General features: G+C 63.7%; 26 protein-coding genes. 23 read left to right on the top strand and 3 right to left on the bottom strand.

From position 1 onward, the window contains the following. Positions 1–855: 855 nt before the first annotated feature. Complete coding sequence (locus WT16_RS13170; RefSeq protein ID WP_231892058.1) at positions 856–1,482, bottom strand: helix-turn-helix transcriptional regulator; 627 nt, start codon at positions 1,480–1,482, stop codon at positions 856–858. A 75-nt stretch (positions 1,483–1,557) separates the two neighbouring features. On the opposite strand from WT16_RS13170, the gene WT16_RS13165 reads away from it, so the two are divergent. The 11 genes from WT16_RS13165 (at position 1,558) to groL (ending at position 11,216) form a co-directional block, all read left to right on the top strand. Then, the gene (locus tag WT16_RS13165) at positions 1,558–1,848 is read left to right on the top strand and encodes a DNA-binding protein (RefSeq protein ID WP_063533486.1); all 291 of its coding nucleotides are present in this window, start codon (positions 1,558–1,560) and stop codon (positions 1,846–1,848) included. After that, a complete protein-coding gene (locus WT16_RS13160) occupies positions 1,838–3,838 on the top strand; it encodes a transposase domain-containing protein (protein WP_082874798.1) in 2,001 nt (666 codons plus the stop codon). The genes WT16_RS13165 and WT16_RS13160 overlap by 11 nt, the downstream gene beginning before the upstream one ends. A 180-nt stretch (positions 3,839–4,018) precedes the next feature. Beyond that, positions 4,019–4,933 (top strand): AAA family ATPase, encoded by a 915-nt coding sequence (locus tag WT16_RS13155; RefSeq protein WP_059931299.1) that lies wholly within the window; start codon positions 4,019–4,021, stop codon positions 4,931–4,933. Then, complete coding sequence (locus WT16_RS13150) at positions 4,933–5,148, top strand: hypothetical protein (RefSeq protein WP_059931301.1); 216 nt, start codon at positions 4,933–4,935, stop codon at positions 5,146–5,148. Before WT16_RS13155 ends, WT16_RS13150 begins: the two co-directional genes overlap by 1 nt. Before the next feature lie 10 nt (positions 5,149–5,158). Beyond that, the gene (locus WT16_RS13145) at positions 5,159–5,464 is read left to right on the top strand and encodes a hypothetical protein (RefSeq protein ID WP_059931303.1); all 306 of its coding nucleotides are present in this window, start codon (positions 5,159–5,161) and stop codon (positions 5,462–5,464) included. A 265-nt stretch (positions 5,465–5,729) separates the two neighbouring features. Further along, the gene (locus tag WT16_RS13140; protein ID WP_059931305.1) at positions 5,730–6,119 is read left to right on the top strand and encodes a Mor transcription activator family protein; all 390 of its coding nucleotides are present in this window, start codon (positions 5,730–5,732) and stop codon (positions 6,117–6,119) included. An 81-nt stretch (positions 6,120–6,200) separates the two neighbouring features. Continuing rightward, complete coding sequence (locus WT16_RS13135) at positions 6,201–7,025, top strand: Mu-like prophage major head subunit gpT family protein (protein ID WP_231892057.1); 825 nt, start codon at positions 6,201–6,203, stop codon at positions 7,023–7,025. Between the two features lie 207 nt (positions 7,026–7,232). Beyond that, the gene (locus WT16_RS13130; RefSeq protein WP_082874796.1) at positions 7,233–8,405 is read left to right on the top strand and encodes a hypothetical protein; all 1,173 of its coding nucleotides are present in this window, start codon (positions 7,233–7,235) and stop codon (positions 8,403–8,405) included. Between the two features lie 9 nt (positions 8,406–8,414). Further along, positions 8,415–8,804, top strand: coding sequence for a tail fiber assembly protein (locus tag WT16_RS31135; protein ID WP_082743658.1), 390 nt, complete (start codon positions 8,415–8,417; stop codon positions 8,802–8,804). 430 nt (positions 8,805–9,234) lie between these two features. Further along, on the top strand, positions 9,235–9,528 hold the full coding sequence (gene groES / locus WT16_RS13125; protein ID WP_009889537.1) for a co-chaperone GroES: 294 nt from the start codon (positions 9,235–9,237) through the stop codon (positions 9,526–9,528). Between the two features lie 47 nt (positions 9,529–9,575). Then, positions 9,576–11,216 carry a chaperonin GroEL gene (groL, locus tag WT16_RS13120; protein WP_006025492.1) on the top strand — a complete coding sequence of 547 codons (1,641 nt, stop codon included), beginning with the start codon at positions 9,576–9,578 and terminating at the stop codon, positions 11,214–11,216. Positions 11,217–11,475: 259 nt separating this feature from the next. On the opposite strand, the gene WT16_RS13115 is transcribed toward groL, so the two are convergent. Further along, positions 11,476–12,324 carry a bifunctional hydroxymethylpyrimidine kinase/phosphomethylpyrimidine kinase gene (locus WT16_RS13115; protein ID WP_006025493.1) on the bottom strand — a complete coding sequence of 283 codons (849 nt, stop codon included), beginning with the start codon at positions 12,322–12,324 and terminating at the stop codon, positions 11,476–11,478. Between the two features lie 219 nt (positions 12,325–12,543). On the opposite strand from WT16_RS13115, the gene WT16_RS13110 reads away from it, so the two are divergent. From WT16_RS13110 to WT16_RS13075, 8 genes are all read left to right on the top strand, one after another. Further along, positions 12,544–12,714 (top strand): rubredoxin, encoded by a 171-nt coding sequence (locus tag WT16_RS13110; protein ID WP_004186709.1) that lies wholly within the window; start codon positions 12,544–12,546, stop codon positions 12,712–12,714. Between the two features lie 179 nt (positions 12,715–12,893). After that, positions 12,894–14,144, top strand: a complete 1,251-nt coding sequence (locus tag WT16_RS13105; RefSeq protein ID WP_197486486.1) for a hypothetical protein — start codon at positions 12,894–12,896, stop codon at positions 14,142–14,144. Between the two features lie 196 nt (positions 14,145–14,340). Beyond that, the gene (locus WT16_RS13100) at positions 14,341–14,919 is read left to right on the top strand and encodes a YqgE/AlgH family protein (protein WP_006025495.1); all 579 of its coding nucleotides are present in this window, start codon (positions 14,341–14,343) and stop codon (positions 14,917–14,919) included. After that, positions 14,916–15,356, top strand: coding sequence for a Holliday junction resolvase RuvX (ruvX, locus tag WT16_RS13095; RefSeq protein ID WP_063533481.1), 441 nt, complete (start codon positions 14,916–14,918; stop codon positions 15,354–15,356). The genes WT16_RS13100 and ruvX overlap by 4 nt, the downstream gene beginning before the upstream one ends. After that, positions 15,343–15,861: a bifunctional pyr operon transcriptional regulator/uracil phosphoribosyltransferase PyrR gene (gene pyrR, locus WT16_RS13090; protein WP_006025497.1), complete on the top strand. Its 519-nt coding sequence runs from the start codon at positions 15,343–15,345 to the stop codon at positions 15,859–15,861. The genes ruvX and pyrR overlap by 14 nt, the downstream gene beginning before the upstream one ends. A 79-nt stretch (positions 15,862–15,940) precedes the next feature. Further along, complete coding sequence (locus WT16_RS13085; RefSeq protein ID WP_006025498.1) at positions 15,941–16,972, top strand: aspartate carbamoyltransferase catalytic subunit; 1,032 nt, start codon at positions 15,941–15,943, stop codon at positions 16,970–16,972. Positions 16,973–17,054: 82 nt separating this feature from the next. Next, positions 17,055–18,332 carry a dihydroorotase gene (locus WT16_RS13080; RefSeq protein WP_063533480.1) on the top strand — a complete coding sequence of 426 codons (1,278 nt, stop codon included), beginning with the start codon at positions 17,055–17,057 and terminating at the stop codon, positions 18,330–18,332. A gap of 13 nt (positions 18,333–18,345) precedes the next feature. Next, the gene (locus tag WT16_RS13075; RefSeq protein WP_063533479.1) at positions 18,346–19,215 is read left to right on the top strand and encodes a lysophospholipid acyltransferase family protein; all 870 of its coding nucleotides are present in this window, start codon (positions 18,346–18,348) and stop codon (positions 19,213–19,215) included. Between the two features lie 85 nt (positions 19,216–19,300). Here WT16_RS13075 and WT16_RS13070 read toward each other — a convergent pair whose 3' ends face one another. Beyond that, positions 19,301–20,149, bottom strand: a complete 849-nt coding sequence (locus WT16_RS13070; protein WP_006025501.1) for a symmetrical bis(5'-nucleosyl)-tetraphosphatase — start codon at positions 20,147–20,149, stop codon at positions 19,301–19,303. Between the two features lie 376 nt (positions 20,150–20,525). Here WT16_RS13070 and rfbB point away from each other — a divergent pair, with 376 nt between their 5' ends. The 4 genes from rfbB to rfbD are packed head-to-tail and all read left to right on the top strand — an operon-like array spanning position 20,526 to position 23,924. Next, on the top strand, positions 20,526–21,587 hold the full coding sequence (gene rfbB, locus WT16_RS13065) for a dTDP-glucose 4,6-dehydratase (RefSeq protein WP_063533478.1): 1,062 nt from the start codon (positions 20,526–20,528) through the stop codon (positions 21,585–21,587). A gap of 11 nt (positions 21,588–21,598) precedes the next feature. Continuing rightward, positions 21,599–22,492, top strand: coding sequence for a glucose-1-phosphate thymidylyltransferase RfbA (rfbA, locus tag WT16_RS13060; protein WP_006025503.1), 894 nt, complete (start codon positions 21,599–21,601; stop codon positions 22,490–22,492). Beyond that, entirely contained in the window at positions 22,477–23,028 is a 552-nt protein-coding gene (gene rfbC, locus WT16_RS13055) for a dTDP-4-dehydrorhamnose 3,5-epimerase (RefSeq protein ID WP_015601736.1), read from the top strand. The genes rfbA and rfbC overlap by 16 nt, the downstream gene beginning before the upstream one ends. Continuing rightward, entirely contained in the window at positions 23,025–23,924 is a 900-nt protein-coding gene (gene rfbD / locus WT16_RS13050; protein WP_063533477.1) for a dTDP-4-dehydrorhamnose reductase, read from the top strand. Before rfbC ends, rfbD begins: the two co-directional genes overlap by 4 nt. Positions 23,925–23,938: the final 14 nt, after the last annotated feature.

Genomic DNA, 23,938 nt, shown 5'->3' with positions numbered 1-23,938 from the left:
TCGCAAATCGCGAGCCGATGAACAAGAACTGCATGGAAGGCGCCGCCGAGCAGGGATGGCGGGGTGGTCAGTGAGCGATACGAGGGCACACCGCAAGGTGGCCCACTCTCGCCGCTGCTGACCAATGTGTTGCCGGGTGTTGCTGGACGAGGTGGATCGAGCGTTGGACAGACGCGATGCCCCGGCTCTCATAACCTCAACTGCTCGAACCGCCCGGTGCGGACCCGCATGCCGGGTGGTGGGAGGGGATCGGTCAGATCAACTGACCGCCCCTATCCCGATTCCACATCGCGTCCGTCGTCTGGCCGACGATGCGGGCAAGGCCGCGACGCCAGCTTGCCGGTGCCGTTCCAGGCGTGTCAAGAAGGGGCGAACGACTGGAGTCCGGACTTGGACGTAAGGATTATGTATGCGATGATCATCCGCTCGGCGCCGGGTCGATCCGGGCGTGGAGTCGGCTTCGGTCTTGCTCCGGGAAAGACGCGCGTTCCTTCGTCCGGTATTCGCCAGGATTGCGTCGTGCCTTGACAAGTCATTGTTTCGATTGGATTTTTTTCTGATCGTTAGCGACCCCTTCCAAGCGTTTCCCGCACATTTCGCGGCGCCGAAATTGTGGGGGGGCGCTCAATCTGAGCATTGATAAGCAAGGGGTGAAAGTGGCCGAAGCCCGCGTCGCACGGGCCGCTCGGCCATTTCGTGGGCTTTCGAGAAAATCCGAAAAACTATGCAAAAACCGAGCGGATTTTGCAAAAAAACCGAGCAGGCCTGCACGGAAGTGAGCGGATCGTGATCAGAGCGGCGGTATCACGTCGATTTGATATGACAGGGACAAATAACCTGTGAAAAACGACGGTACTAGCCTGCGGCGAGGGTTAAAGCATCACTAATCGCCTTGGTGTCGATCTTACCCGTGGCGACGAATGATCGATAGAGGAGGGCAATTGCGGCAGCTTTCTTCGCGGAAGAAATATCCTGTCCTGACTCCCGGAGAGTGTTTTCAACGCCTTCGAGAACGGCTTGGAGCGTCGTTTGTGACAACTCGTCACGCTTTGCAAGGGCGTCACTGACGATTCGTGAGACCAACTCATACGTTGCGACTGGGTCGGACTCGGACCGCTGCCATCCAGTCTCGTTACGCTCGTGTTCCTCAGCAGTTTTTACCGCTAGCTCGACCTGTTGATGGTCTAAGCCGAGGCGTTCCGTAATGTGGTTTAGGACCGTACGAAGTGCCATGGTGGCGATCATATCGCTGGTCGTGCGTTCTCCCAGCACTACGTACCACACGTCCACCCCAAGCCGTCCCGCCGCCTCGAGATAGGCGGCGTCAGGTGTCCGCTCGCCCGCTTCATAGGTGTATTGCGCAGTCTTGCCGATACCACAGGCCGCAGCAAATTTCGCTTGGCTAAGCCCCAACCGCTCCCGTTCTTCACGCAGACGCTCGTGTTGAGTGTTTCTCTTTTCTGACATAGGACCTGTTGACATGTATCGCGAACGCGAGTAAGTTCGCAAATGCGATACATGTTCGCGTTTGCGATATTCAATCTTAACAGGTGACATATGACGGTGAAACTCAAGACACGGGAGGAAGTGCTGGCCGACTTCAGCCGAAAGGGGGTCAGTGTATCGAGCTGGGCGAAAAGACACGGCCTCAACCCTGCCGTTGTGCATGCGGTTCTAAAGGGGACGCGGCAGGCAAGGATCGGGCAAAGCCATAAGGCTGCGGTCTTACTCGGCTTGAAAGAGGGGGAAATTGCCGACGACGTATGCGACACCTTCGACAGCAAAGGTGTCGCGCCTTCGCGGTCGCTGGCTGAGCGCCGCGACACCCATAAAACCCATGACGAATAAAGGCGAGAACGTGATCGGCAAAGGCGAGCGTGAATGGATCACGACGCGTGAAGCTGTCGCGCTTTTGGGCGTCGGTAAGGATGCAGTGATTCGTCGTATCAAGTCCGGCGAGCTTGACGCGGAGACGATTCGCGCGAACGGTGGCGAACAGTTCCGCATTCGCTTCGACAGCCTTCCTGCCACCGCGAAGGCACGCTATTACGTCGAACGATACAGGCTGGATCGCGACGAGCCAATCTCGACGGAGTCGCGGGCCAAGTCCAACGATTGCGCTACCGAGACATGGCGGAGGTTTGAGGACGCGTCCGACAGACTGAAAGCGCGCGCCGAACGAAACCTTGTCGCGGTTCTCTCGTGGTTCGAAGCGCTTGCAGCAGGGAAAAGCCGCATGGCAGCGTATGCCGACATTCAACGGGAGCACGGCATAGGTCGGATGGCGCTCAACCGCTGGTTGAAGGAAATCGACGGGCAACCGCGTGAACACTGGCTTGCGCTCGTTTGCCCGGACTACCGAATCGACAACGCAAAGAAAGCCGAGTGGTCGCCGGCAGCGTGGGAGTTCTTTTTGCGCGCTGCAATGGCACCGGGTGCGAAGGTTCGTACCGCATGGCGTCGCACGCAAGAGGCGGGTGCGTCCCTTGATTGGTCGATTCCGTCATATGACACGGCGAAGCGCGACTTTCTCCGAGTGCCGGAAGACGTCCGGACTCTGCTCAAGAGCGGTGGGACGGCCCTCAAGGCGCTGTCACCGACGCAGCGTCGCGATTACACCTCGCTCAGTTTGCACGAACTATGGTGCCTTGATGGTCGCCGGATTGACCTGATGGTGCGCGACGACGATGGAAGTCTCGGCGTCAAGGGGCGCGTGTTGCGTCCGTACGTGCTCGGCATTCAAGAGGTTCGTACGCGCGTCATTCTCGGCTACGCCATTTCCGCATCGCTCGACGCCGACGTTGTTAGACAGGCATTTCTCAGCGCAATGACTCGCACCAATCGAATCATCCCGCGCGGAATGTTGATGGACAACGGTATGGAGAACGCCGCGAAGGAAATTTCCGGCGGCGCGCCGTGGCGACGGCGCGGGAAGGTGAAAGACGACGAGATCATCGGCCTCTTTCCCATGCTCGGCGTTCAAATCACGTGGGCGATGACCGCACACGGCCAGTCCAAACCAATCGAGCGTGCATTCGGCACGATCAAAGATCGGACGGAGCCGCGCCCGGAATTTCAGGGTGCGTATTGCGGCCACAAGCCCGATGCGCGGCCGGAAGAGTGGGATGCACGTAAGGCGGTGCCGCTTTCCCTTTTTCGCAAGGTATTTGCCGACGAGGTAGACGCGTATCACCGGACTCCGCATCGGGGCCAAGGCATGGAAAAGCGCAGCCCTATGCAGGTATATGGCGAGTTGAGCCGCGAGGGCAGCACGGTTGCGCGGCGGATAACCGAAGCACAGGCACGTTTGTGCGCTTACTCCGCAGTGCCGGTCACGCTGAACCGTCGCGACCATTCGTTCACGATCCTCGGGAATCGCTACTGGTCGGAAAAACTGGCCGCGTTGCCGGGCGGCAGCGGGTACTACGTGCATTACAACCCCGACGATCTTACGCAGGCGGTCTATCTGTACAGGGGCGAGAAGCTTATAGCCGAAGCGACGATGACGACGCTCACGCCGTTCCTCGACAAGCGCGCGGCGAAGGAGCATGCGAAGCGACGCGCCGACTACATCAAGAGTGTCAAACAGCAAGCAAAAGCGCTGCATGCGCTTCAGGCCGATCCCGCCGATTGGTTGGGAACCGAGGCCGATCCTGTGACGGGCGAGATTCTACCGATTCCGCAAGTCATCGAAATTGTGAACGCGCGTGCCGATGCGATGCCGCATCCGGACGGCGCAAAGGCTCAAGAGGATGCAGAGATTCAGAGGCTTGTCGATGAAATGGAAGAAACCCTTGCCGCCGAACGCGCACCCAAGCGCGCATTCGGCGGGGCTTAGCAGGGCCATGCGTCGGGCGTTAGCGCGCCCTTGCATGAATCGAGGTAGTTAAACCCCAAGCGAGAGAGGTAAGTGTAAATGACTTTAACGCAGACTAACAGCAGTACGCCCACGGGGACCACTGCGGAGAACGTTCGACCAATCCGGCAGAGCATTTCGGAAAGCTCGGCCCGTGGCCGCGTGTCGGAATTGATCGACGGCGGTATTGGGATGGGCCGGATCGCGGTCGAGGCCGGTGTGTCGAGCGCCGATCTGAAACGGTGGGTGGACGGCGCGAAGGCTGATGCGGTGAACGATGCGGTCGCTGTTTGGCTATCGGATATTGACGACGAAATGCGGGCGCACGCCGATGACTTCACGGAGACGCCAACCGCTCGTCGGATCATGCGAGCGTTCGATCAAGCGCGGCAAGCCAAGGACGATCGCGGCCAGCGCGGAATTGCGTTGATCTATGGTGCGTCCGGCATTGGGAAGTCCAAGACTGCGCGGTATTACGCGAAGCGTGAGAACGCCATGGGGCATGTCGGTTCAACGAACGTGGTGTACGTGCAGCTCGATGGCGAAAACACCACATGGACGGCCGCGCTCAACGCCGTTGTCGGCAGCGCGCGGGGAGCATATGGCCTTGACGCGTATAAAGAGCGGAATCTGCGGCAATGGATTACTCAGCATGTGCCGGAAGGCGGGATGCTGATCTTTGATGAGGCCCAGCTTCTGCCGACGCGACGCCTTGATGAACTTCGCATCTTTCCGGATGAGTGCGGGATCGCCGTTGCGTTCATGGGAAACACGGCTGGTTACAAGGCGTTGGAGTCGGCGAAGATCGCGCAGATCACGTCGCGTGTTGGTGGTGCGCGAGTTGTCGCAGATAAACCGAGCGAAGGCGATGTTGACGCCCTGTTGGAGGCTTGGAATCTGAGAGGGCGAAAGTTGCGCGAGCTGGCAGTCATGATCGGCACGCAGGACGGTGGCTTGCGGTTCCTCGGGGCAACGGTGCAGGCGGCGCGTGTCTACGCGAAGGCCAGTGGTCGTGATATTGACGAGCGCACGTTTAAAGCGGCGGCTGTCAGCGTCGGCGCATGGGGGATTCAGTAATGGCGGGCATTGCGGTGAAAGGAACTCGTCTGTACTTCGCGAAGCCTAGCCAGCTTCTCACCATTCGATTTTTGGTCGGGGCTGCTGGATTTAACGGGATGGACGATCCGGAGTTTCTGAAGATACTCAAGCGCATCGCGAAGGTTGACACGCTTGAGCAACTGTCGGTTGCGCGTGCAGACAGGGTCATCGAAGTGTTGAAAGGACGAATCTAACGGGGCGTGTATGAATAACGGTCAGCAAATCAATCTGAAGGTGGCGCATGTCAATGTCGCCGCGCCGCGCGAGAACTTGGTCAACGCAATTGGGGTGATTATGGGCGAAGCACATGACAGGTCACGGGGCCAGCGTCAGCACGATTTCGATTTCGAGGATGATGTGAATATCGCGACGCGGGCGCTCAAGGCCGTAAGCGGGTTGTGTGTATCCGGTGACAGGCCGGGGAGCTATCACCTTGACCATGTCAAGGGGGATCAGCTTGTCGCCCTGCTGGATCTGATTACGGATCGGCTCGAACGTTCTGCGCGATAGCCGCTATAAGCGGCCTGCTGTTCGGCTGGCACCCTTGGTATCAGATTTCTCCGCGAGGGGCGTTAAACCCCCGTTAAAAACGGTCCTAGCCATATCGGCCGCAAGGTGGTACGCATCACGGTGGCGACGCTCAAGCGTCGCCATTTTTTTGGGGCCGCATGTGACCGATGTAGCAATTTTCCCAGTGACATAGGCCAGCCTGTTTTTGCTTGGTGATTCGCGGTCAAATCTTGGCAACGGAAATGTTTCCGGTTCAGGAGCCCAAGTGAAAACTGTTGAAGAGGTACTTTTCCCCAAGGAGCGGGTGCGTCCCGAGGTGACGCGTTTCGAGCGCCTTAGCCGATTCATCGGCGAATACAACGCCAACAACCTGTGCGATGAGGTCGGCGGACAGGACATGATTATTCCGCGCTTGAGCGACAAATATACGCCGTTTGATCGACTGTTTGGCAAGAAGCTTGCGCGAGAGGTGCGGGCGCAGTTCGGCGGTATCGTCGTCTACGTACCGCAGCAAGTTGGCAGTGGGCATAGCGAACGCAATGCCGACATCTGTTCGCGCCGAAACGACGGGGCGACGATCGCCGCCTTGGCGCAGCGTTTTCAACTGACGGAGCGCCGCATTCGCCAGATCATCAACGAAGGAAGTGGGGAATAAGCGCGACCATGATTATCAACGGAACAAACCTCAACGCCATTTATACCGGCGTCAAGACGGCCTATCAAAACGGATTCGACGGTGCGTCGTCCGTATAAAGACTTGGCTACGAAAGTGCCGTCCAATACTCGCGAAGAGCACTATACGTGGCTGGGGCAGTTTCCACGCCTGCGCGAATGGATCGGTGATCGTGTCATCCAGAATCTGAAAGCGTACGAATACACGATCAAGAATCGGAAATTCGAGTCCACGATCAGCATCGAGCGAGACAACATCGAGGACGATACGTATGGCCTGTTCGCTCCGCTCTTCAAAGACATGGGCGGTGCGGCGGCGGTCCATCCCGACGAATTGTTGTTCGAATTGATCGCAAGTGGCTTCACTGCCAATTGTTACGACGGACTTCCCTTTTTCAGCGACCAGCATCCGGTCGGTAAAGATAGCGAGTCGAAAGCCTCGAACTGTCAGGTTGCAAAGAAGGGTGAGGAAAAGGCACCGTGGTATCTGTTGGATACATCGCGGTCCCTGAAGCCGTTTATTTTTCAGGAGCGTCGCCCGTATGCGCTTAATGCGCTGACGAACTTGAATGATGCTTCCGTGTTCCTGAAAGACGAATTTCTGTATGGCGTCGATGCGCGCGTCAACATGGGGTTTGGGTTCTGGCAACAAGCGTTCGGCAGCAATCTCGCATTGAACTCTGACAATTTCGACGCGGCATATGCAGCAATGACCAGCCTTCAATCCGATGAGGGACGTCCGCTCGGAATCAAGCCGACCATCCTGCTTTGCGGTATGTCGAATCGCAAGGCTGCATTTAATGTCGCGCAAGCGGATCGTCTTGCCGACAACGTGCCGAATCCGAACTACAACCTCGTACAAGTGGTTGTCACGCAGTATTTGCCGTAAGCGGCGAGAAGCATAGCAGTGCGGTTGTTCCGCAAAGGCGCGAGATAGGTTGACCATAGCGCCCGCGCGAGGGTTTACGGACCCATCCATGACCCATGGTCAACCTTGGAGCCGGTCGCAGTCCACCGCCAGAAATGGCGGCCCCCTGTGACCATCATCATTTTCAATATTATTCGCATAACGAATCAAATTTTTGGGTGAACGAGAATGCAAAAGATCAATACGCCGGATGGCAACTGGCATGCGGGCGATCCTTCGCAAGGCATCAAAGGATCGGTTGTCACACGAGAGTTCATGCAAGCTGTGCAGGATGAGCTTGTCGCCGTGCCGGAAAGTGTCGGCATCAAGCTCGATCCGGCCGACAACAGGCAAGTCCTCAAAGCGATTCAGAAGATCGTCGTCGATGCGGGCGCGAACTATCAGCCCAAGCTCGATTACATGCCGGTTCAACAAGGTACTGGTGCTGGTCAAGGTTCCAATACGGTGAGGATCGGTTGGGCGACGGATGGTTCGGGTCTGCGTGTGACGGTCGATACAACCGACGTCGGCGTGGTCGCGTTCGCGAGTCAACTTGCTGCATATGCGACGCAGCAGTGGGTGCTGAACAACGCCGTTCCCAAGGGCGGAGGCGCAATGACTGGTACGTTGGCGGTGCCACAGGTTCAGTTGAGCCTGGGGCATACGGACAACGACGGCACGAAGCCGATGATCTACAACGACCCGTCCGTCAGAAACGTTGTTTTCCGAACTGGTCCATCGAACGCGTACAAGTACACGGTGATCAATGAAAACGGCGTCATGAACCTTTCGACTCGACCGAGTTTCGCAGGATCGACTCCTTGGGACACTGGTAACTTCGACCCAAACTCGAAGCTGAACACGTCCGGCGGAATCGTTGGCGGCCGCTTAGCGCTCAGCAAACAAGGCTGGCAGGCGGACTTACAGCTTAGAAACTGGCGAGATGGCCAAGACGTTAGCACGTACCTCCGAGCGCGCGATGACGGCGGTTTCGAAATCATCAACAACGCCTACAGCGCAGTAACGTGGGCCGTGGATGATTGGGGCAACATGTTCTCGCGAGGCTCGCATCGCATGACGCCGGACGGAAACTGGTGGTTCGCAAACCGAGGCTGGTCGAACGATGTGCTGAACGACTTGTACAACCGGGACAATGGCAAAGCGAATGCAGGTGCAACGTGTCAGCCGTACGATTTTGCGGAATTCGGGCCGATCAAGAGTAACGGCGGTAATGGACCACATCAGGTGGATGCTCCAGACAGTTGGATAATGAAAGGCGTGCGATGTGGTGATTGGGTGGGGCCATCCGGAGACGCGGTTGGCTCGTTATACATCCGCTGTGTTCGACTGAGGAACCAATAAGGAGCATGTATGGTCGAGCATGAGTTGCTCATTTTGGCGATAGAGGAAAAGTGGCCCGATCTCGTCCACGGTCGTGACTATTGGGTCGGACATCCGCTTGACCCGGTCACGGGGCTTCAATCGGGAAACGCGTTCATTGCCGAGTGGAAGTGCGATGTCGATGAACCTGACATAGGCAGCCTGCTTTCACGCGCAGAGGAATTGCGGCCAGTCTTGGTTGCGGAAAAGGTACGTGCGCGCCGTGACTCGTTGTTGGCTGCGTCTGACTGGACGCAAGCACCCGACGTGCCGGCAGGCACCCGCGAGAAGTGGACAGCATATCGGAGCGCGCTTCGCGACATACCGAATCAGCCTGGCTTCCCATTCGATGTTGAGTGGCCGGAAGCGCCGACAGATTGATTGCGGACGTGCCTCGCAACAATGGGGGCGCGATAGCCCGCGCTGCCGACTCATCGCGGGCCATCCAGCGTCCTTTGGTCGCGTCAGTCGGGAGCTTGTAACGGCTGGAAGAACGAGTATATACGCCGATTGGGTCAAGCGCCTCGCTGACTGGGTCACTTACAGCGTTTACGGTCGGCCGCTCGGCGAGTGCAGTTCGAGCCGTGCCATCTTTCCATGTGCTAGGTTTTTCTGCATACGAATGCCAAGTTTGTCTGCGCGCTTACAGAAATTTTCCCGAATCGTGCGCATCGGCACTTCTTGAATTTGTCAAAACCCGTCCATATAATTAGCACTCGCTGCACGAGAGTGCTAACAAATCCTGCCGGACGGCTTGCCGACCGGTAGTTTCCCTCAGCGTTCTTCAGTCTCAATCAAGAGAGGAGTGAATATGAACCTTCGTCCGTTGCACGATCGCGTGATCGTCAAGCGCCTGGATCAGGAAACCAAGACCGCCTCGGGTATCGTCATTCCCGACGCAGCCGCTGAGAAGCCGGATCAAGGCGAAGTCCTGGCCATCGGCCCGGGCAAGCGCGATGACAAGGGCGCTCCGATCGCACTCGACGTGAAGGTCGGCGATCGTGTTCTGTTCGGCAAGTACGCTGGCCAAACCGTCAAGGTCGACGGCCAGGAACTGCTCGTGATGCGCGAAGAAGACATCATGGCTGTGGTCAACGCTCAGTAAGCGTTCACCAACGGATCACAATCTCAGAGATTTCAAGGAGTTAGAAGATGGCAGCTAAAGACGTCGTATTCGGCGATTCCGCACGCGCGAAGATGGTCGAAGGCGTGAACATTCTCGCCAACGCCGTGAAGGTCACGCTGGGCCCGAAGGGCCGCAACGTGGTGCTCGAGCGCAGCTTCGGCGGCCCGACGGTCACGAAGGACGGTGTGTCGGTCGCGAAGGAAATCGAGCTGAAGGACAAGCTCCAGAACATGGGCGCGCAAATGGTCAAGGAAGTCGCTTCCAAGACCAGCGACAACGCAGGCGACGGCACGACGACGGCAACCGTCCTCGCGCAATCGATCGTCCGCGAAGGCATGAAGTACGTCGCATCGGGCATGAACCCGATGGACCTGAAGCGCGGCATCGACAAGGCCGTCGCGGCCGCCGTCGAAGAGCTGAAGAAGATCAGCAAGCCGTGCACGACGAACAAGGAAATCGCGCAGGTCGGCTCGATCTCGGCGAACAGCGATTCGTCGATCGGCGATCGCATCGCTGAAGCGATGGACAAGGTCGGCAAGGAAGGCGTGATCACCGTCGAAGACGGCAAGTCGCTCGCCGACGAACTCGACGTCGTCGAAGGCATGCAGTTCGACCGCGGCTACCTGTCGCCGTACTTCATCAACAACCCGGACAAGCAAGTCGCCGTCCTCGACAACCCGTTCGTGCTGCTGCACGACAAGAAGGTGTCGAACATCCGCGATCTGCTGCCGGTGCTCGAGCAAGTCGCGAAGGCTGGCCGTCCGCTGCTGATCATCGCTGAAGACGTCGAAGGCGAAGCGCTCGCAACGCTCGTCGTCAACAACATCCGCGGCATCCTGAAGACCGTTGCGGTCAAGGCGCCGGGCTTCGGCGACCGTCGCAAGGCGATGCTGGAAGACATCGCGATCCTGACGGGTGGCCAGGTCATCGCGGAAGAAACCGGTCTCACGCTCGAGAAGGCAACGCTGGCGGAGCTGGGCCAGGCGAAGCGCATCGAAGTGGGCAAGGAAAACACGACGATCATCGATGGCGCTGGCGAAGCCACGAACATCGAAGCGCGCGTGAAGCAAATCCGCACGCAGATCGAAGAAGCGACGTCGGACTACGACCGTGAAAAGCTGCAAGAGCGCGTGGCGAAGCTGGCCGGCGGCGTGGCGGTGATCAAGGTGGGCGCTGCGACCGAAGTCGAAATGAAGGAAAAGAAGGCACGCGTCGAAGACGCGCTGCACGCTACCCGCGCTGCCGTTGAAGAAGGCATCGTCCCGGGCGGCGGCGTCGCGCTGATCCGCGCACGCACCGCGATCGCCAGCCTGACCGGCGTGAACGCCGACCAGAACGCCGGCATCAAGATCGTGCTGCGCGCAATGGAAGAGCCGCTGCGCCAGATCGTCACGAACGGCGGCGAAGAAGCGAGCGTCGTGGTGGCGGCGGTTGCCGCAGGCCAGGGCAACTACGGCTACAACGCAGCGACGGGCGAGTATGGCGACCTGGTCGAAGCCGGCGTCGTCGATCCGACGAAGGTTACGCGCACCGCGCTGCAGAACGCGGCTTCGGTTGCGGGCCTGCTGCTGACGACGGACGCGGCCGTTGCCGAACTGCCGAAGGAAGACGCTCCGATGCCGGGCGGCATGCCGGGCGGCATGGGCGGCATGGGCATGGACATGTAATTGGCTTGACGCCGATTGCATCGAAGGACGCGCGGCGACGCGCGTTCTCCCAAACGAAAACACCCGCAGCGATGCGGGTGTTTTCGTTTGGGGCGGCGTTATCGAATGCCGGCGGCGCGGGACGCGTGGCCCAGGGCCGATAGCCCGACGTCGGGAATCGGATACCGGAAGTCGGCGCGCGCTAGCCGTGGGGCGAGACGCCGAATGCCGCATGTCCCGGCGACGGCCGAGCCCGTGCCCGGGCCGGCGCACCGCGGCGTCAGTTCGTCCGCTTGGCGAGCCCGGACGGCGCGGGCGATTCGTCTTCGTTGCTGCGGGCCCAGAAGAAGCGATCCGGCAGGTAAGCGCCCATCCCGGGGCGAAACGCGTCGCGCGCCGCCTGGTACAGATACTCCTGCGCTTCGCGCACCGCCTCCGGCGGCTCCTGGCCGTTCGCGAGCAGCGCGGCGATCGCCGCGCCGAGCGTGTCGGTGATGCCCATCAGCCGGTGCGGCGTGCGTTCCCACAAGTCCTGCCGGATCTGGCCTTCCTCGCCGTACAGCGAATTGACGAGCCGGTGCGAGCCGGTCTCGGTCGCCAGAATGTACTCGCAGCCCTGGCCGAGCAGATGCGAAAGCGCGGCGTCGAGGTTCGGCGCCTCGGCGTCGCCGTCCGGCTGCGCGAGCGCGATGAGCGTCGCATGGTCGGCGACGAGAAGCGTCGTCTGCGGCGCGAGCAGATCGGCGATCGATTCGCGCAGGTCGTCGGCGGCGAGCACGTGCTCGTCGTCGAGCGTAAAGTCTGGTGCGAGGACGAGCGGCACGCCGTCGTAGTCGGCGACCACCTCGGCGATCGCGCTCACGACTTCCGCCCGCGTCGCCGCGCCGATCTTGAACGCCGCGACGGGCATGTCTTCTAGCAGCATGCGCGCCTGAGCGGCAACGGTATCGGGGTCGAGGCCGGTGACTTCGTCGCACGCGGCGGAGTCGCGCACCGTGTAGCCCGTCAGCACGGATACGCCGTGGCAGCCCATGCTCGCCAGAGTCATCAGGTCGGCCTGCAGGCCGGAGCCGCCCGTCGGATCGGACAGGCCGAAAGTGAGGACGATCGGAGGGGTGTTGCTGGACATGAAAATGGGGAATGAGGAAACGATGAAGCCGATTGACGGGATGCACCAGCCCAGTGCGCCCGCGCAGTCAATTATGCGGCGGATTCGGTCCGCTCGAAGCGTTTTTTTATCGCGTTGCAGCGAGCAAACGCGACTAGAGGTCGATTGCTAGGCAGTCCGCCGCCGACACGGTACCATCATGGCTCTCAAATCAACGGACTTTCCTTTACGCGGCTTAAGATGGAATATAAAAGCTGGATGTGCCTGATCTGCGGCTGGATTTACGACGAAGAAGCTGGGTTGCCGGAGGAGGGCATCGCCCCAGGCACACGCTGGGAAGACGTTCCCATCAACTGGACATGCCCCGAGTGCGGCGCGCGCAAGGAAGATTTCGAGATGGTTCAGATCTGACCGTCTCGCGTCGGCGGTTCGGCATCGAGCGAACCGCCCGCGCCGGCGCGGCAGCATCGACGGGTTGAGGCGCCGCTTGCGGCGCGGCTTCGTTTCTGGTGCTGACGCTCGTGCCCATTACCTCTGAAATCGCGACGGTTCCGGTTTTCGACGCCTTGCCCAATCCGCGAGGCGGCGCAGTGCCCGCGGCCGAGGCGGCGCTGCGCGCCGCGCAACAGGCGTTCGAGCGGCGAGCCGATCCGGCCGGGCCGCTTGCCGCCGCTGCGGCGGCGCTGCAGGAGGCCGGGTGGCTCGCCGCGCAACGCTTTGTCGCCGCGCTGGCCCATGCTGCGCCAATCGCCGCGACCGAACTGCAGCCGATCGCATTCGAGGCCGCGCTGCGGGATTTCCGCGCGGCGCTCGAGCGGCACAATTTGCGCGAGCTCGCCTGCTCGCCGCTTCTCTTCGAGCATTACCGCGCGCTGCGCGCGCAGGCCGCGAGCGACTTGCGCATGGATACGCCGCACGGCGCGCTCGCGCTTGCCGGCCGGCCGGTGCCGCCCGCGACGCTGTACGCGCTGTCGCCGCATGCGCTCGCGCATCTGCGCGCGCGCTACGAGCAGGCGCTCCTCGGCGCGCTGCGCGCGTCCGAGACGGCGACCGACAAGGCGCTCGACGGGCTCGCCGATTGCGCGGCCGAACTCGCCGGCCCGTTTCCCTATGACTTTTGGCGTCTCGCCGGCGCGTGCATGCGGGTGCTGCGCGTGCGCGGCGGCGTCGAGCTCAAGCGTTTTCTCGCGCGCTGCAATCTGTTGCTCGGCGAGCAGGCGCGCGGATTGCGGATCGCGCCCGCGGCGCTCGTCGACGAGGCGCTTGCGCTTTTCTGGCGCGACTACGCGCTGTACGGCGCGGCGGCCGAGGACGTCGCCGACGTCGAACTGCTGCACGACTACGGGCTGACCGTCGCGTGGCACGTTGCGGGCACGCAGGCGTCCGAGGCCCTGTGGGAGGCCGACGCCGCGCGCGCCGAGGCGGACGCGGTGCGGGCCGCTGCGGCGCGCGAGCTCGGCGTCGTCACGGTCAACGCTCAGGCGTATGACGATTTCCTGCAGACGGCCGATGCGTCGATGACCGAGCTGGCGCTCGATCCGCGCGCGGCCGACGCGGGCGCCGCCTTGCGGGCGGCGCAGGCCGCGTATCGCGTCGGCTCGGCCGCGTGCGCGCTCGGCCTCGGGCATACGGCGCTCCTGGCCGACGCGCTCGGGCTCGCATGGCGCCGCCACGCGCATCTCGGCGCGACGGACGACGCATGCGCCGCCGCGTGCCGGCAGGCGGTCGACGCATTGCGCGCCGCGTTGCACAGGATCGCGGCGGGGATGGCGCCGCCCGATCTGTCCGACGCGTGCGCGGCGCTCGCGGGCGCGTTGTCGGGGGCGGCCCGCGGCGCATGACGGGGCACGCGGCGGGGCGTGCCGCACGGCCGGATTCTTGCTTTCGGCCGATGCGGCGCAATCGCGCGCGGCGCGCGTGCCGATTGGTCGCGAACGCGTGATAGAGTGAGCGATATGTCGTGTCGACCCGCGCGGCGTACGAGGCCGCGACATGCGGCGCCCGTCGCGCCGCGAGGTCTTTGCTAAAATTCAAACCATGCCAAAGAGTTCCGATCGCATCAACCTCACCAACCAGTTTCTGATCGCCATGCCGAACATGGCGGATCCGACGTTTTCGGGAACGGTGGTCTATCTTTGCGATCACAGTGAGCGCGGCGCGCTCGGTCTCGTCATCAATCGTCCGACCGACATCGATCTCGAGTCGCTGTTCAATCGCATCGACCTGAAGCTCGAGATCGAGCCGCTCCTGCACATCCCCGTGTACTTCGGCGGCCCGGTGCAGACCGAGCGCGGCTTCGTGCTGCACGAGCCGGTCGAGGGCAGCTCGTACAACTCGTCGATGGCGGTCGAAGGCGGGCTCGAGATGACGACGTCGAAGGACGTGCTCGAGGCGGTCGCGACGGGCACGGGCCCGAAGCGCTTCCTGTTGACGCTCGGCCATGCGGGCTGGGGCGCGGGCCAGCTCGAGGAAGAGATTTCGAAGAACGGCTGGCTCACAGTCGCGGCCGATCCGCGGATCGTGTTCGACACGCCCGCCGAGGAGCGCTTCGAAGCGGCGCTCGGGCTGCTCGGCGTGAGCTCGTCGATGCTTTCCGGCGAGGCAGGGCACGCATGAGCGCGGCGCTTTCGCGCGACGCGATGCTCCTGGCGTTCGATTACGGCGAAAAACGCATCGGCGTGGCGATCGGCAATCTGCTGACGCGCACGGCCCGCGCGCTCGTCATCGTTCCCAATCTGAATCGCGAGCACCGCTTCAAGGCGGTCGGCGAGCTGATCGCCGAATGGAAGCCGGACGCGCTCGTCGTCGGCCTGCCGCTGCATCCGGACGGCGCGCCGCACGAAATGACGCAGCGGGCGAAGCGCTTCGGCAATCAGTTGAACGGCCGCTTCAACCTGCCGGTGAGCTGGGTCGACGAACGCTATTCGTCGGTGGAAGCGCGTGCCGGCCTGCGCGCGCGCGGCGACGCCGCGGATCGCGTCGACGCCGAAGCCGCCCGCGTCATTCTTCAACAATACCTCGACGGATTGCCCGATCATCATGAGTTCAATTGACGCCGAGGCGCTCTATCGCGTCCTGCTCGACCAGATTCGCGGCGCCTATGGCGACGCCGCGTTCGCCGAAGCCGGCGGGCCCGTGCTCGCCGGCATCCACAGCGGCGGCGCGTGGCTCGCCGAGCGTCTTGCGCGCGACCTCGGCGCGCCGGGCTTCGGCGTCGTCAACGTCGCGCTGCATCGCGACGATTACGCGAAGAAGGGGCTGCACAGCCAGGCAAGCCCGACGTCGCTGCCGTTCGAAGTCGAGGGGCGGCGCATCGTGCTCGTCGACGACGTGCTCTATACCGGGCGCACGGTGCGCGCGGCGCTCAACGAGCTTTACGACTACGGGCGGCCCGCGGCCGTCGAGCTCGCGGTGCTCGCCGATCGCGGCGGGCGCGAGCTGCCGGTCGCGGCGCGCTTCGTCGGCGGCACGCTCGCCGTCGACGCCGACGCGACGCTCGTGCTCGAGCGCGCGGACGCGGGCCGATTCACGCTTCGCACCGAGGCGCGCGGCGGCTGACGCGCGCGACGCATTCCGGCCGCCCGCGCGCGTCGCGCATCCGGGCGCCGTTTGGCAACACGTTGGAATCACGCACATCATGACGACCGACACCTCCGGCCGCACCGGCAATCCCGCTGCGGCCGCACCCGCCGAGCGCTTTCGCTACGGCTTCCTGAAGGGCAACCCGCAGCTCACGAAGAACGGCGAGCTCAAGCATCTGTTGACGATCGAAGGGCTGCCGCGCGCGATCCTCAACCAGATTCTCGACACCGCCGAGCAGTTCGTCAGCGTGACCGACCGCGAAGTGAAGAAGGTGCCGCTCTTGCGCGGCAAATCGGTGTTCAACCTGTTCTTCGAGAATTCGACGCGCACGCGCACGACGTTCGAGATCGCCGCCAAGCGCCTGTCCGCCGACGTGATCAACCTGAACATCAACGCGTCGTCGACGAGCAAGGGCGAATCGCTGCTCGACACGATCAACAACCTGTCGGCGATGCACGCCGATCTCTTCGTCGTGCGCCACGCGTCGAGCGGCGCGCCGTACCTGATCGCCGAGCACTGCGCGCCGCACGTGCACGTGATCAACGCGGGCGACGGCCGTCATGCGCACCCGACGCAGGGCCTCCTCGACATGTACACGATCCGCCACTACAAGCGCGACTTCACGAAGCTGCGCGTCGCGATCGTCGGCGACATCCTGCATTCGCGCGTCGCGCGCTCGGACATTCACGCGCTGACGACGCTCGGCGTGCCCGAAGTGCGCGCGATCGGCCCGCGCACGCTGCTGCCGGGCGGGCTCGAGCAGATGGGCGTGCGCGTGTTCCACAATCTCGACGAAGGCCTGAAGGACGTCGACGTGATCATCATGCTGCGCCTGCAGAACGAGCGGATGAGCGGCGCGCTCCTGCCGTCCGCGCAGGAATACTTCAAGAGCTGGGGCTTGACGCCCGAGCGCCTCGCGCTCGCCGCGTCCGATGCGATCGTGATGCACCCGGGGCCGATGAACCGCGGCGTCGAGATCGACTCGCAAGTGGCCGACGGCCCGCAATCGGTGATCCTGAACCAGGTGACGTTCGGCATCGCGGTGCGCATGGCCGTGATGGGGATCGTCGCGGGCACGAGCGACTGACGCGGCGCGGCGTCGCGGACGTTTCTCGCCCGCGCGCCGGCTTCGACGAAATCAACGCAATCAACGCATCAACAGGCAGCGCATGAAGATTCATATCAAAGGCGGCACGCTCATCGATCCGGCGGCCGGCACGCAGCGGCAGGCCGACGTGTTCGTCTCGGCCGGCAAGGTGGCCGCGATCGGCGCGGCGCCGGCCGATTTCAACGCGGCGAAGACGATCGACGCGACCGGGATGATCGTCGCGCCGGGCTTCGTCGACTTGTCGGCGCGGCTGCGCGAGCCCGGCTACGAGCACAAGGCGACGCTCGAATCCGAGATGGCGGCGGCGGTCGCGGGCGGCGTGACGAGCCTCGTGTGCCCGCCCGACACCGATCCGGTGCTCGACGAGCCGGGCCTCGTCGAGATGCTGAAGTTTCGCGCGCGCAACCTGCATCAGGCGCACGTGTATCCGCTCGGCGCACTGACAGTCGGCCTGAAAGGGCAGGTCATCACCGAGATGGCCGAGCTGACCGAGGCGGGCTGCATCGGCTTCACGCAGGCGAACGTGCCCGTCACCGATACGCAGGTGCTGCTGCGCGCGCTGCAGTACGCGAGCACCTACGGCTATGCGGTGTGGCTGCGGCCCCTCGACGCGTTCCTCGCGAAGGGCGGCGTCGCGGCGAGCGGGCCCGTCGCGTCGCGGCTCGGCCTGTCGGGCGTGCCGGTCGCGGCCGAGACGATCGCGCTGCATACGCTCTTCGAGCTGATGCGCGTGACGGGCGCGCGCGTGCACGTCGCGCGGCTGTCGTCGGCGGCGGGCGTCGCGCTCGTGCGCGCGGCGAAGGCCGAGGGCCTGCCCGTGACTTGCGACGTCGGCGCGAATCACCTGCACCTGATCGACGTCGACATTGGCTACTTCGACGCGCAGTTCCGGCTCGATCCGCCGCTGCGCGCCGAGCGCGACCGCGAAGCGATCCGCGCCGCGCTCGCCGACGGCACGATCGACGCGATCTGCTCGGACCACACGCCCGTCGACGACGACGAGAAGCTGCTGCCGTTCGCCGAGGCGACGCCCGGCGCGACGGGCCTCGAACTGCTGCTGTCGCTGACCGTGAAGTGGGCGCGGGAAGCGGGCGTGCCGCTGGCGCGCGCGCTCGCGACGATCACCTCGGCGCCCGCCGACGTGCTGAAGTTGCCCGCCGGCCGCCTCGGCGAGGGCGCGCCGGCCGACCTGTGCGTGTTCGATCCGAATGCGCACTGGCGCGTCGAGCCCCGCGTACTGAAGAGCCAGGGCCACAACACGCCGTTCCTCGGCTACGAGCTGCCCGCGCAGGTGTGCGCGACGCTCGTCGCGGGGCAGGTCGCGTTCGAACGCCGCTGACGAGAGCCACATCATGAGACCCCTACGCAAGGCGCGCCTCGTCCTGCATCTGCTGCGCGGGATGGCGCTCGTCGCGCTGCTCTTCGAGTGCGTGACGCCCGAGCGCCGCCAGGACATCACGCGGCGCTGGACGTTGAAGATGCTGCAGCTCTGCGGGATGCGGCTCGTCGTGCACAACGACGCGGCGCGGCTCGATGCGCGCGCGCTCGTCGTCGGCAATCACGTTTCATGGCTCGACATCTACGTGATCAACGCGTGGCGGCCGACGCCGTTCGTGTCGAAGGCCGAGGTGCGCGCATGGCCCGTCGTCGGCTGGCTCGCCGAGCGCCTCGGGACAGTGTTCATCCAGCGCGAGAAGCGCAGCGAGGCGAAGCGGATCATGCACGAGCTGTCCGAGCGTCTCGGCAACGGCGAGCTGATGTGCGTGTTTCCGGAGGGCACGACGTCCGATGGCCTCGGGCTGCTGCCGTTCCATTCGAACCTGTTCCAGGCGGTGGTGTCGGCGGGCTGCTCAGTGCAGCCGATCTGCCTGATGTATGAGGACGCGCACGGCCGGCAGTCGGTCGCGCCCGCGTATGTCGGCGACCTGCCGCTCGGCAAGTCGCTCGATATGGTATTGGCGAACGGGCCGCTCACAGCGCACCTCTACGTAGGCGAGCCGATCGCCGCGACGGGCGACCGGCGCGAGATGGCCGCGCTCGCGCGCGCCGCGGTCGCCGACGCGCTCGCACGGATGCAGCGGGACGTCGAGCGTCCGCTCGACGCCGATCTCGCGCGGCTCGCGGCCGCCGCGTACCCGGCGCCCGCGGAGTCTGCCGGTGAACCCGAGGCCGCGGCCGAGCCCGAAGTCGGCGTCGACGCGATCCCGCGCCGCGAAGGATAGGCGCGCCGGCGCATCGGCCGGCCGACGCGCGTGCGCCCGCTGCCGTGCGCGGGCGGGCGCGCTGCCCGCGTGACCCGGCCCTGGACTATTCGTCCGCCGCTTCGCAGCGCTCGCACGCAACCTGCGTGACCTTGCGCGCGGCCGGGGCGTCGGCGAGTTGCACGGCCGACAGCCGGTTGCCCCACACGCATCCCGAATCCAGCGCGACCAGGTTCTCGCGCAGCATCAGCCCCAACGCGGCCCAATGGCCGAACACGACCGTCACGTCGGCGGTTTTTCGCCCGGGCGCGTCGAACCACGGCAGATAGCCGGGGGGCGCGGACGCCGGGCCGCCGTTTGCCCGAAATTCCATTGCGCCTTCCGGCGTGCAGAAGCGAATGCGCGTGAACGCGTTGAACGCGACCCGCAGCCGGTCCGTCTTCTTCAGATCCGGGCTCCAGCAATTGGGGTCGTTGCCGTACAGGCTGCGCAGCGTGTCGCGCCAGTTCGGCGCGCGCAGCGCGCGCTGCAACTCGTCGGCGAGCTCAAGCGCGAGCGTCGCATCCCATTGCGGCAGCAGGCCCGCGTGCACCATCAGCATGCCGCGCTCGAAGTGTGCGAACGGCCGGTGGCGCACCCATTCGATCAGATCGTCGGCGTCGGGCGCATCGAGGATCTCGCCGATCGTGTCGCCCGGCTTCAGCGTGCGAATCCCGGCCGCGACCGCAAGCAGGTGCAGATCGTGATTGCCGAGCACCGCGACCGCGCGCTCGCCGAGCGCGACGATCTCGCGCAGCGTCGCGAGCGACGCGGGGCCGCGGTTGACGAGGTCGCCCGCAAACCAGAGCGGGGTGTCGGCTGCCGGAGAGAGCTTGCCGAAGAGCTGCAGATACGCGGCGTGGCAGCCTTGGAGGTCGCCGAAAGCGATCGGCGGGCTGCTGGAGAAATTTGTCATTCCTTTGCATTCGTGACGAAACCGGGTTCACGGTATCACAAGAAACCACATCGATCCGAGTGGATCGGCGACGGAGAAAATTTAACCTTGCATCGATCTCTGCGGTAGAAACATTCTCGAAAATGGCAGATTGACAGCAAACTTATCGAGCTGTTTCAAGATGTTAGAGGGATGTTTTTTCACTTCCTTGCCCGTATAATTGCGGCCTTGTGGGGCAGTAGCCGTGCACTGCCGACTTGGGCGCATGGCTCGATCGAGCCACGCGGCCGCAACCGGCGGTGACATTCGAGCGACCAACGGCATTCTCCCGAACATGCCGGCCATGCTGCATCACGCCGGTTGTTTGACCGACTCCCAATTTCAGCAAAGGAATTCCATGATCTTGGTAACGGGCGGCGCCGGTTTCATCGGCGCCAACTTCGTGCTTGACTGGCTGGCTCAATACGACGAGGCGGTGCTGAACGTCGACAAGCTGACGTACGCGGGCAACCTCGGCACGTTGAAGTCGTTGCAGGGGAATCCGAAGCACGTGTTCGCGCGCGTCGACATCTGCGATCGCGCCGCAATCGACGCGCTGTTGGTGCAGCACAAGCCGCGCGCGATCCTGCACTTCGCCGCCGAAAGCCATGTCGATCGGTCGATTCACGGTCCGGCCGATTTCGTGCAGACGAACGTCGTCGGCACCTTCACGCTGCTCGAAGCCGCGCGCCAATACTGGAGCGCGCTCGACGCCGACGCGAAGGCGGCGTTCCGCTTCCTGCACGTGTCGACGGACGAAGTGTTCGGCTCGCTGTCGCCGGCCGATCCGCAGTTCTCCGAAACCACGCCGTACGCGCCGAACAGCCCGTACTCGGCGACGAAGGCGGGCTCCGACCATCTCGTGCGCGCGTATCACCACACGTACGGGCTACCCACGCTCACGACGAACTGCTCGAACAACTACGGCCCGTATCAGTTCCCCGAGAAGCTGATTCCGCTGATGATCGCGAACGCGCTCGGCGGCAAGCCGCTGCCCGTCTACGGCGACGGCCAGAACGTGCGCGACTGGCTGTACGTCGGCGATCACTGCGGCGCGATTCGCGAGGTGCTCGCGCGCGGCGTGCCGGGCGAGACGTACAACGTCGGCGGCTGGAACGAGAAGAAGAACCTCGACGTCGTGCATACGCTGTGCGATCTGCTCGACGAGGCGCGGCCGAAGGCCGCCGGGTCGTACCGCGATCAGATCACATACGTGACCGATCGCCCCGGCCATGATCGCCGCTACGCGATCGACGCGCGCAAGCTCGAGCGCGAGCTCGCCTGGAAGCCGGCCGAGACGTTCGAGACCGGCTTGAGGAAGACCGTGCGCTGGTATCTCGACAGCCAGGAATGGGTCGACGAGGTGGTGTCGGGCGACTACCGCAAATGGGTCGAAACGAACTACGCGCAACGCGCGTAAAGGTTGAATCGATGGCGCGCAAGGGCATTATTCTCGCCGGCGGTTCCGGCACGCGGCTGTATCCGATCACGCACGCCGTGTCGAAGCAGTTGCTGCCGGTCTACGACAAGCCGATGATCTACTACCCGCTGTCGACGCTGATGGTGGCGGGCATCCGCGACGTGCTGATCATCTCGACGCCGCAGGACACGCCGCGCTTCGAGGCGATGCTGGGCGACGGCAGCCAGTGGGGGATGAACCTCCGCTACGCGGTGCAGCCGTCGCCGGACGGGCTCGCGCAGGCGTTCATCATCGGCCGGGAATTCGTCGGCCGCGATCCGTCGACGCTGATTCTCGGTGACAACATCTTCTACGGCCACGATCTCGCGAAGCAGCTCGAGCGGGCATCGGCGCAGGAAGCGGGCGCGACGGTGTTCGCTTATCACGTGCACGATCCGGAGCGCTACGGCGTCGTCGAGTTCGACCGCGACTTCCGCGCGCTGTCGATCGAGGAGAAGCCCGCGAAGCCGCGTTCGAATTACGCGGTGACGGGGCTGTACTTCTACGACAACCAGGTGTGCGACATCGCGGCGGACATCAAGCCGTCGGCGCGCGGCGAGCTGGAGATCACGGATGTGAATTCCCGCTATCTCACGGCGGGCGCGCTCGACGTCGAGATCATGGGCCGCGGCTACGCGTGGCTCGACACCGGCACGCACGATTCGCTGATCGAGGCGGCGACGTTCATCGCGACGCTGCAGAAGCGCCAGGGGCTCGTCGTCGCGTGCCCGGAGGAGATTGCGTACCGGCGGCAGTGGATCGACGCGGAGCAGGTGCTCAAGCTTGCGCAGCCGCTCGCGAAGAACGGCTACGGACAATATCTGAAACACATTCTCACGGATCAAGTTGCATGGCCATCCAAGTAACGCCGACGGCGCTGCCTGAAGTCAAGATCATCGAGCCGAAGGTGTTCGGCGACGCGCGGGGCTTCTTCTTCGAAAGCTTCAATGCGCGCGAGTTCGCCGAGCAGGTGGAGGCGGGCGTCGAGTTCGTCCAGGACAATCATTCGCGCTCGGCGAAGGGCGTGCTGCGCGGGCTGCATTATCAGATCCGGCATGCGCAGGGCAAGCTCGTGCGCGTCGTCGAGGGCGAAGTGTTCGATGTCGCGGTCGATATCCGCAAGAGCTCGCCGAACTTCGGCAAGTGGGTGGGCGTCGCGCTGTCGGCCGAGAATCACCGGCAGCTTTGGGTGCCGCCCGGCTTCGCGCACGGCTTCGTCGTGCTGTCGGAGTCCGCGCAGTTCCTCTACAAGACGACCGATTACTGGTATCCCGAATTCGAGCGGAGCATCGTGTGGAACGATCCGACGATCGGGATCGAATGGCCGATCGATTTCGAGCCGCTGCTTGCCGTGAAGGATGCGGCGGGCGCGAAGCTGAACGACGCGGAGGTCTTCGCGTGAGGATCCTGGTTACCGGTCAGAACGGGCAAGTCGGATGGGAATTGCGTCGCGCGCTGGCGCCGCTAGGCGACGTCGTCGCGTGCGGCCGCGAAACGGCCGATTTGTCCAAGCCCGAGACGCTGGCGCCGCTGGTGGCGTCCGTCAAGCCGGCCGTGATCGTCAATGCGGCGGCCTATACGGCGGTCGATCTGGCCGAGGAGCAGGAAGCGCTCGCCCATCGCGTGAATGCGGAATCGGTCGGCATGCTGGCGCAAGCCGCGCGCGCGCACGATGCATTGCTCGTTCATTATTCGACCGACTACGTGTTCGACGGGACATCTCGCGTTCCGTACGCCGAAACCGAGCCGACCTCGCCCGTCAACGCGTACGGTCGCACGAAGCTTGCCGGCGAGCGCGCGATCGAGGCGGTTTCCGGCGACTGGCTGACGTTGCGCACGACGTGGGTCTACGGCGCGCGCGGCCGCAACTTCCTGCGCACGATGCTGCGCCTCGCGCACGAGCGGGAAACGCTGCGCGTCGTCGCCGACCAGATCGGCGCGCCGACGTCCGCTCGCATGATCGCGGACCTCACTGCGCACGTGGTCGCTCACGCTCAGCGTGAGCGACGGACCGGCAATTTCGAATCCGGCCTCTTTCACATGACCGCCGCCGGCGAGACGTCCTGGCACGGGTTCGCGTCGGCGATCGTCGACGCGGCGCGAGCGGTGCGCGCCGACGCGGTCAAGACGGAGACGGTCGAACCCATTTCGTCCGACGCCTATCCGACGCCGGCGCGCCGTCCGGCCAACTCGGTTCTCGACAACGGGAAGTTCGACCGGCGATTCATGCTCAATCGGCTCGATTGGCGTCAAGCGTTGGCGCTCGTGATCGACGATCTCGGGCTCGAGGGTCGCTGACGCTCGGTTTCGCA

This window comes from Burkholderia sp. MSMB1589WGS (genome assembly GCF_001636105.1).
GTDB classification, from domain to species: domain Bacteria; phylum Pseudomonadota; class Gammaproteobacteria; order Burkholderiales; family Burkholderiaceae; genus Burkholderia; species Burkholderia humptydooensis.
Note: the sequence above shows the minus strand (reverse complement) of the source record. Positions and strands in the feature narration are given on the sequence as shown.

What these genes read in the sequence shown, in the direction of transcription:
- WT16_RS13165 (WP_063533486.1), top strand. Translation starts at nt 1,558, where the DNA reads ATGACGGTGAAACTCAAGACACGGGAGGAAGTGCTGGCCGACTTCAGC.
- WT16_RS13145 (WP_059931303.1), top strand. Translation starts at nt 5,159, where the DNA reads ATGAATAACGGTCAGCAAATCAATCTGAAGGTGGCGCATGTCAATGTC.
- WT16_RS13070 (WP_006025501.1), bottom strand. Translation starts at nt 20,149, where the DNA reads ATGACAAATTTCTCCAGCAGCCCGCCGATCGCTTTCGGCGACCTCCAA.
- WT16_RS13110 (WP_004186709.1), top strand. Translation starts at nt 12,544, where the DNA reads ATGGAATATAAAAGCTGGATGTGCCTGATCTGCGGCTGGATTTACGAC.
- WT16_RS13150 (WP_059931301.1), top strand. Translation starts at nt 4,933, where the DNA reads ATGGCGGGCATTGCGGTGAAAGGAACTCGTCTGTACTTCGCGAAGCCT.
- WT16_RS13085 (WP_006025498.1), top strand. Translation starts at nt 15,941, where the DNA reads ATGACGACCGACACCTCCGGCCGCACCGGCAATCCCGCTGCGGCCGCA.
- WT16_RS13115 (WP_006025493.1), bottom strand. Translation starts at nt 12,324, where the DNA reads ATGTCCAGCAACACCCCTCCGATCGTCCTCACTTTCGGCCTGTCCGAT.
- pyrR (WP_006025497.1), top strand. Translation starts at nt 15,343, where the DNA reads ATGAGTTCAATTGACGCCGAGGCGCTCTATCGCGTCCTGCTCGACCAG.
- rfbA (WP_006025503.1), top strand. Translation starts at nt 21,599, where the DNA reads ATGGCGCGCAAGGGCATTATTCTCGCCGGCGGTTCCGGCACGCGGCTG.
- ruvX (WP_063533481.1), top strand. Translation starts at nt 14,916, where the DNA reads ATGAGCGCGGCGCTTTCGCGCGACGCGATGCTCCTGGCGTTCGATTAC.
- rfbB (WP_063533478.1), top strand. Translation starts at nt 20,526, where the DNA reads ATGATCTTGGTAACGGGCGGCGCCGGTTTCATCGGCGCCAACTTCGTG.
- WT16_RS13160 (WP_082874798.1), top strand. Translation starts at nt 1,838, where the DNA reads ATGACGAATAAAGGCGAGAACGTGATCGGCAAAGGCGAGCGTGAATGG.
- groES (WP_009889537.1), top strand. Translation starts at nt 9,235, where the DNA reads ATGAACCTTCGTCCGTTGCACGATCGCGTGATCGTCAAGCGCCTGGAT.
- groL (WP_006025492.1), top strand. Translation starts at nt 9,576, where the DNA reads ATGGCAGCTAAAGACGTCGTATTCGGCGATTCCGCACGCGCGAAGATG.
- WT16_RS13100 (WP_006025495.1), top strand. Translation starts at nt 14,341, where the DNA reads ATGCCAAAGAGTTCCGATCGCATCAACCTCACCAACCAGTTTCTGATC.
- WT16_RS13080 (WP_063533480.1), top strand. Translation starts at nt 17,055, where the DNA reads ATGAAGATTCATATCAAAGGCGGCACGCTCATCGATCCGGCGGCCGGC.
- WT16_RS13130 (WP_082874796.1), top strand. Translation starts at nt 7,233, where the DNA reads ATGCAAAAGATCAATACGCCGGATGGCAACTGGCATGCGGGCGATCCT.
- WT16_RS13170 (WP_231892058.1), bottom strand. Translation starts at nt 1,482, where the DNA reads ATGTCAACAGGTCCTATGTCAGAAAAGAGAAACACTCAACACGAGCGT.
- rfbC (WP_015601736.1), top strand. Translation starts at nt 22,477, where the DNA reads ATGGCCATCCAAGTAACGCCGACGGCGCTGCCTGAAGTCAAGATCATC.
- WT16_RS13075 (WP_063533479.1), top strand. Translation starts at nt 18,346, where the DNA reads ATGAGACCCCTACGCAAGGCGCGCCTCGTCCTGCATCTGCTGCGCGGG.
- WT16_RS31135 (WP_082743658.1), top strand. Translation starts at nt 8,415, where the DNA reads ATGGTCGAGCATGAGTTGCTCATTTTGGCGATAGAGGAAAAGTGGCCC.